The 6,834-nt window shown below is 69.1% G+C and carries 6 protein-coding genes; 1 reads left to right on the top strand and 5 read right to left on the bottom strand.

Annotated features, from left to right (window positions below; genetic code table 11):
* Positions 1–39: 39 nt before the first annotated feature.
* From HII36_RS34985 to HII36_RS35000, 4 genes are all read right to left on the bottom strand, one after another.
* Positions 40–666 (bottom strand): cysteine hydrolase family protein, encoded by a 627-nt coding sequence (locus tag HII36_RS34985; RefSeq protein ID WP_173527597.1) that lies wholly within the window; start codon positions 664–666, stop codon positions 40–42.
* Between the two features lie 10 nt (positions 667–676).
* Positions 677–1,474: an AraC family transcriptional regulator gene (locus HII36_RS34990; protein ID WP_173527598.1), complete on the bottom strand. Its 798-nt coding sequence runs from the start codon at positions 1,472–1,474 to the stop codon at positions 677–679.
* A 343-nt stretch (positions 1,475–1,817) separates the two neighbouring features.
* Positions 1,818–2,939: a DUF418 domain-containing protein gene (locus tag HII36_RS34995; RefSeq protein ID WP_328808021.1), complete on the bottom strand. Its 1,122-nt coding sequence runs from the start codon at positions 2,937–2,939 to the stop codon at positions 1,818–1,820.
* Complete coding sequence (locus HII36_RS35000; protein ID WP_173527599.1) at positions 2,927–4,033, bottom strand: serine hydrolase domain-containing protein; 1,107 nt, start codon at positions 4,031–4,033, stop codon at positions 2,927–2,929. Before HII36_RS35000 ends, HII36_RS34995 begins: the two co-directional genes overlap by 13 nt.
* 189 nt (positions 4,034–4,222) lie before the next feature.
* Here HII36_RS35000 and HII36_RS35005 point away from each other — a divergent pair, with 189 nt between their 5' ends.
* Positions 4,223–4,927, top strand: a complete 705-nt coding sequence (locus HII36_RS35005; protein ID WP_173527600.1) for a GbsR/MarR family transcriptional regulator — start codon at positions 4,223–4,225, stop codon at positions 4,925–4,927.
* A gap of 916 nt (positions 4,928–5,843) precedes the next feature.
* Here the strand turns inward: HII36_RS35005 and HII36_RS35010 are convergent.
* A complete protein-coding gene (locus HII36_RS35010; RefSeq protein ID WP_173527601.1) occupies positions 5,844–6,587 on the bottom strand; it encodes a DUF6461 domain-containing protein in 744 nt (247 codons plus the stop codon).
* Positions 6,588–6,834 lie beyond the last annotated feature (247 nt).

Consider the following 6,834-nt stretch of genomic DNA (forward strand, 5'->3'; position numbering starts at 1 on the left):
GACCGGGCTCGTCGAGCGGTCAAGGCACGATGTTGATCGTCAACCCGAGGAAGCCATGCGAGACCCGGTGGCGGCGATGACCTCGCTGGTCTCCAGGCAGGCGATGCCCATACCGGTCAGCTCGCCGTCCGCGTCGCTGGTCCAGCGGGAAAGCGCGTCCCGCACCGCGACGGTGCGCAGATCTCGCTCGGTCGCGTCGACGAGCGTGGCGCGCGGGCAGTTCGGGTAGTTGCAGCCGGCGACGACCACCGTGCTCACCTCGCGTTCGGTGAGGTGTTCCAGCAGCCGGGTGCGGAAGAAGGCGCTCCAGCGAGGTTTGTACAGGATGTGCTCGTCCGGGCCGATTTCCTGCGCTTGTCCGGCCAGGAGCAGGTCCGGATCGAGTTCGGTTCCCGGCGCCAGTTCGTCGGCGAGCTGGGAACCCGGCGAGTGCGGGTTGGCCTTTCCTCGCAGCGTACGCCGGCACAGGTCGGCGTTGCTGCCGTCGGGCAGGTACAGGCGCACGACATGGACGATGGGCCGTCCCGCTCGGCGAAACGCTTGGGTCAGGCGCCGGACCGCGGGCAGCACCTCGGCGGTGCCGGGGATGTCGGCGATGAAGTCGCGCTGCAAGTCGATGGTGAGCAGTGCGCTGCGGGAGAACTCGGGCCTGGTGTGTTCGTTCACGCCGGACACGTTAGGCGGGCGGGCCGTATCGGTCTTGTACGTCGTTGCGCGCGAACCGGCCCGGGGTGGCGGCGAACGTACGGCGGAAGTGACGGTGCAGATGTGCCTGGTCGTAGAAGCCGCTTTCGGCCGCGGCGCGCGCGACGGTGTGCCCGGCGGTCAGGAGCTGCTGGGCACAGCGCAGGCGTAGCTGCAGCAGATAGGCGTGCGGAGTGAGGCCGGTTTCGCGGCGGAAGGCGCGCAGCAGCTGGAACCGGGGCAGGCCCGCCACCCCGGCAAGCTCGTCCAAGGACGGGGTGCGTTGAAGGTCCGCGGCCAGGTGCCGCTGTACCTTCAGAATGGGTAGTGGCGGCGTCGGAGTGATCGCGCGGCGGGTGTAGCGAACGAGGATCTCGGTGAACAGCGCTTCGAATTCTTCCTGCGCGGCCAGGAGGTTCTGGTCCTGGCGGCGGTGCAGCCGGATCAGACGGGCGGCCAGAGGCGGGTCGTGCGGAGCCGGTACGGGGAAGGTGGGCCGGTACCCGGCGAGTTCCGCCACCAGCGCCGGCGGGAGGTAGAAGACTCGATAGTCCCAGCCCTCGGCGATGCCGGGGCGGCCGGCGTGGATGGTGTCGGCATCGAGAAGGAGCAGGCTGCCCGCGGGCGCGTGCTCGGTGGCGCCGCGATAGCGGACAGCCTCCACCCCGCGCTCGATCGCCGCGATGGCGTACTCGCTGTGCGCGTGAGGAACGAAATGATGCGTACGGAAGGACGCTGTCACCAGACGCATGTCGTCCCGGCTGTAGCGGTGCTCGACGACGTCCCTCATGACTGCCTTTGTACCCGACGACGCCCCGAGCCTCGAACGGCGGGAGAGCGGCACCTCAGCGATTACTCTGTGACGATGGATGGTCTCTTCCCTCGCCGTCCGCAGGCCACCGGAGTCTCCACCCTGACAAGCAACTGAGGTACCTCGCCGTCCATCCTGGTCGGCAAGGTCGGGCGCGAGCGGTTCGATACCGCGTACAACGACGGTGGTCCGCGGGACCGCCGTCGCGCCGCACGGAGCCGATGAGCAGACCAGAGCGACGGCCGCACGTCCACGCCGCTGGAGCGCTGACGTATCCGTTCAGCGCGGCCATCTCCCCGGTCGGAGAGCCGCCCGAGCCGGATCAGCCGCGGTAGGTGAGCCGGCGGAGCACGATCTCGGCCGGCCCCCGGTGACCTGCGGCGTGCATCCATGCGGCCAGCGCGATCGACAGCAGCCACACCCCGACTGCGATCGCGAGGGACGCGGCGAAGCCCATGTCGTCGTGCAGGCTCAGGGTGAACGGGTAGAACAGCACCACCCACACCAGGGCCTGGAACAGGTAGAACGTCAGCGATCGTTGCCCCAGCGCGGCCAGCGCGTTGGCCAGGCGGCCGCGCCGCATCCGGGCGGCGGCGAGCCCGACGGCCGCGGCCATGGCGATGCCGCCGGCGTATCCGGTCAGGTCGTGCGCGATGGCGACCGTCCAGCCGACCGGGGCCGAGGGGGTGGCCCACGCTCCGGCGGCCAGCAGCGCGGCCGGGAGCCGGCCGATGAGTGCCACGCCGATGCCGATCACGGCGATGCGTCGTAGCAGCGGCAGGTGCCGTTCGGGTTCGTCGAGGAGTCGGCGCCGGGCGGCCAGGATGCCCACGAGCATGGCCGGTACGACGATGACGGTGGAGACGAGGGTGTTGGCGGGCCAGGACGGGAGGCCGGCGACGAGGTGGGCGGCGAGCGTCGGCTCCATGATCTCGGCGATGGTGGCCGGATCGCCCTGAGCGGCCACGCTCTGCCAGGCCATGAGCAGGGTGGCGGGGACGAGGGTCAGTGCGCTCGTCCGCCACAGCACCGTCTCTCCGGCCCGTACCAGCGGGGCGAGCACCAGCAGGGTGGCGCCGTAGACGGCGACGATGTCGATGGGCACGAAGATCACCGCGTTGGCGAAGCCGATGACGACCAGCCAGAACGCCCGGCGGCGCAGCATCTTCTTGACGGAGGTCCAGTCGACGCCCCTTGCCTCCTGACGGCGGGCCAGTTGCACCAGGCCGTAGCCGAACAGGAACACGAACATGTTGCGGGCCTGGTTGTCGGCCAGCAGGGACTTGACGATCTTCGCCGCGGCGTCCAGCGCGGGTGGGCCGGTGTTCCAGTCGTCGACGAATGCCGGGGCGTGGGACAGGGCGATGAGCAGCAGCATGATGCCGCGGGCGAGGTCGGGCGCCAGCGAGCGGGCGGTCTGAACGGGCGTGATCAACGCGACCACTTGGGGCAGAATTCGGCCGACAGGACATCGGCGAAGACGCTCAGGCCGCTCCAGTCGCCGTTGATCTCGGTGGCGAGCATGTGCCTGCCATCACGCGTCCCCATGACGTACGTCCAGGAGCCGTAGGTGGCCCCCGCGGCGCCCCAGACCCAGACGCCGCACGGCAGCTTCTGGGCGAAAACGCCGAGGCCATATCGGGTGTCGGGGATCCACCCCTGGGTGACGACGGTGGCGAACAGCTCCCTCTGCTGGGCGGCGGGCAGTAGGCGTCCACCCAGCAGGGCGCCCATGAACCGGTTGAGGTCGCCGACGGTCGACACCATGCCGCCGGCCGACCAGGCGGCGGACTGGTTCATGTCGGTGGCGTCGTGGATCGCGGGGTCGGGGTCCTGGGAGAACAGGGTGGAGTAGTGCACCGGGTGCGGCCCTGTGATCTGCGCTTCCGTCCCGGGTAGGTAGGTGCCGGTCAGCCGCAGCGGACGGATGACGCGCCGCGTCACCTCCTGGCCGAAGGCGTGGCCCGTCACCTTCTCGGTGATCATGGCGGCCAGGATGTAGTTGGTGTTGGAATAGGCGAACCCCGTGCCCGCGGCGAAGTACGGTGGGTTGCGCAGCGCGATCTTCACCAGCTGCTCCGGGGTGACGGTGTCGTAGCGGTGCTCCAACCAGGCCGCGCCCTGCCCCCGGGCGAAGAACTCGGTGTCGCTGGTGTAACTGAAGATCCCGCTGGTGTGGTTGAGCAGCTGCCGAATGGTGACCTGGCCGCGGTCGTAGTCGTTGCCCTGGACAAGGCCGGGCAGCCAGCGCTCCACAGAGTCGTCCAGGCTCAGCTTGCCCTCGCCGGCCAGTTGCAGAACCACGGTGGCGGTGAACGCCTTGGTGGCGCTGCCGATCCTGAAGCGTTCGTTCGGCTCGCGCTTGCGGCCGGTCTCGGTGTCGGCGACGCCGGCGGAGCCGAACCACCGCTCGCGCCCGTCGCGCACCTCGGCGACGATCCCCGGCGCGCCGCCGTCGGCGACCGCTCGGTCGAGCGCGGTCTGCACTCCGGGGGAGCTCACCGCCGTCACGGCGGCGAGTAAAAGGGACGTGACCATGTCGATCTCCCTCGCTCAGACGAGATAGTACGTGTTCAGTCGCATGCGAAAGCTACTTTGCTTTTAGGGGGCTGTCAACGGTGTTTTCGCTGGTAGTTGCAATGACGATGCGGTCAAACGCAAAATGGATTTGCAATGAGATGGCGGCGAACGCAATACTGTGCAGCCAGGCAGGAGGGGAGATCATCGATGCCGGGCGGTAGGCTGAGTCACGAAGAACGTCGTCATATCGCCGCGGGGCTGGCCGACGGGCTGACCTACAGCGAGATCGCCGTGCGTCTCCATCGCCCGGTCTCGACCATCACTCGCGAAGTCGCCAGGAACGGCGGAGCCGCTGGCTACGACGCCGACCGCGCCCACCAAGCGACCGCGATCCGAGCTCGCCGCAGCATGCCTGCCGCCCCTCCGCCGGTGCCGGACGTCCTCGACGGACGAGACCCGCGGACCATTCGTGAGCTGGAGGAGCACTTCACCGCCATGCTCGTGGACACCGGCCTGCCGCGTACGGCCGCCCGGGTGCTCGTCAGCCTCTACATCACCGACAGCGGCAGCCTCACCGCCGCTGAGCTCGTCCAGCGGCTCCAGGTCAGCCCGGCGTCCGTCTCCAAGGCCGTCGGCCGGCTCGAACAGCACCAGCTGATCCGGCGCGAACGAGACCCGCGGCGCCGCCGCGATCGCTACGTCATCGACGGCGACATCCTGTACCCATCCTGGATGGCCAGCGCCCGGAAGAACGCCCGGCTCGCAGCCGCCGCCCTCCACGGAGCCGAAGCCCTCGACCCGGCCACTCCCGCCGGCGCCCGGCTGAAGAACATGGGCCGGCTCCTGCAGCACCTCAGCAACGACATGATCCGCGCGGCCGAGCACTGGCACGACACCTTCGACGGCCAATGAGCAGAGCGCTCCGTACGAACGGAGAAATGGTCGTATGGCGGGCGACGCTTCCGTACGTCGATATCCGCTTCAGCCCCGGCAGCAGCGCGGTTGCGTCCACGGAGGTGGTGTACGAGTTTCACCTGCACGACCCGGCGGCTGTCACGCGGATGATCGCCTCGGTGGGCTCGACGATCACCGGGGCGGGCCGCTGCTCGGCGCGGACGGCACCGGGCGCGTGCAGGACTACGCCAAGGACGGGATCTTTTCGGAGTGCTGAGGTCTGGCCGGAGCGCGACCTGAGCGGCTCCGTCACTTGCCCGGCCACCGCTGTCTACGTCCTCGAAGAAGATGGAGCGGCCGCAGGGCCGGCCTTTGCTCGATCGGCCGTGGCCGCTGGGCAGGCGCTTGCCAGCCAACCGGCTTGTCCGTGCGGGCGGGAGGTCGCGCTTACCGGCGACAACCTCGGCCTCTTCACCGGACGAGATCCGTGACTGCCTCGCCACCCGGTGCGCCAGGATCACCCCGCAGCGGGCCAGGCGCGCCCTCCGGCGTGCGCCGGGTGCCCGGATTTCGCCGCGTGGAGGTCGCGGTGCCGGCCGGGGGGAGCACCGACTGGTATGCCCGGCTGTAGAAGGGCCACGTCAGCGGGGTGTCCGAGGTCGTCTTGGACGCGGTCGCCCGCGCTGCGGTTAGACGAGGCCGAGCGTGTGCACCTGTTCGTCCTGGCCCGCGTCGCGTCCCACCAGCCGCCGACTCCGGCACGTCCGTCTGGTCGCCGAACACCTGAGGGGAGGATCGGCGTACCAGGCGTAAACGACAACATCGCGCCGCCGATGAGGGACTGGAACCGCTACGCCGCCGGATAAAGCCTTATAGAAAGACCACTTACGACAGCTGAATAGGTGGGCCCCTTCAGTACCGCAGGCCCTGGGGGTTAATCGGCGCCATGACCAGTCTCAGGGCCGCTTGCCGCTTTCACTTCCTCGAGTAAAGCGCCGAGGCTCTTCCCGGGCTTCGGCTCTTGTGGCGGTGGCAGGTCGGCGATCGCGCCCACCAGGAGCGGTCCTCCCAGCAGGTCGGCGGTGAACGTCACGCCAGTGAGGCGGGCCGCCATCGCGAACATCCGCGCGAGGCCATGTCGGGACAGGTCGTCGTGGCGTTGGTCCCAGTCCTCATCTGAGCTCTCCTCGAGTGGCAGGCCGAACTCGCGCATGAGGCCGGCGAGCCGGTCGCTGTCGGCGCCGGAGCGATGCTCGGGAGCGGTCGGGTCGAAAGCGGTGATGACGATGCCGTCAGCGGCGTAGTGGAAGTAGTCGCAGGCATAGTCATGCCGCAGGACGGACACCACGTCGGTGCCGGCCGACAGCCGCTCCAGAGTCGGGTCGTCCGTGCCCGACCAGCCGCGCGGCTCCACCGCTGCGCACCCATCGCCGGTTGCGACCACTCCGACATAACCCCCTCCGTCACCACCCTCGGTCACCATCGTGAAGTCGGCGACCGCCAACTCCAGGTCGGCGAAGCTCATCTCCGTGCTCGTGCGGGCGCCGAACCGGCGCAGCACCTCGTCCGGATCGAGCCCGCGCAGCAAGGTCACGCAGTAGATCTCGCCGAGAACATTGCCCCGATCGCCGTACGGCGGTTGCAGCCAGCCGAACGGCGTCAGCGCATCGATCGTCATGCTGCGATCTTGGCAGGCCCTACCGACAGAGTCAGGCACGCTTCACCCTTCCGCACCCCGGCCGCGACCGTGGTGCCGGCTGTGCATGAGCCATGCCAAGAAGGCCGAGCGGCTCGGCGAGGGTCACGTCCACGGACGTGGTGTATGAATCGATCTCCGTGTGATCCTGTTTCTGCAGGTTAAGCGGTGAGTGTCTGCGGAAGTGTGTCCGTGCTCGGTGTGTCTCCGGGAATCACCCGGATGCGGG

Origin of the sequence: Nonomuraea antri, assembly GCF_013283785.1 — a bacterium.
Taxonomy (GTDB): domain Bacteria; phylum Actinomycetota; class Actinomycetes; order Streptosporangiales; family Streptosporangiaceae; genus Nonomuraea; species Nonomuraea antri.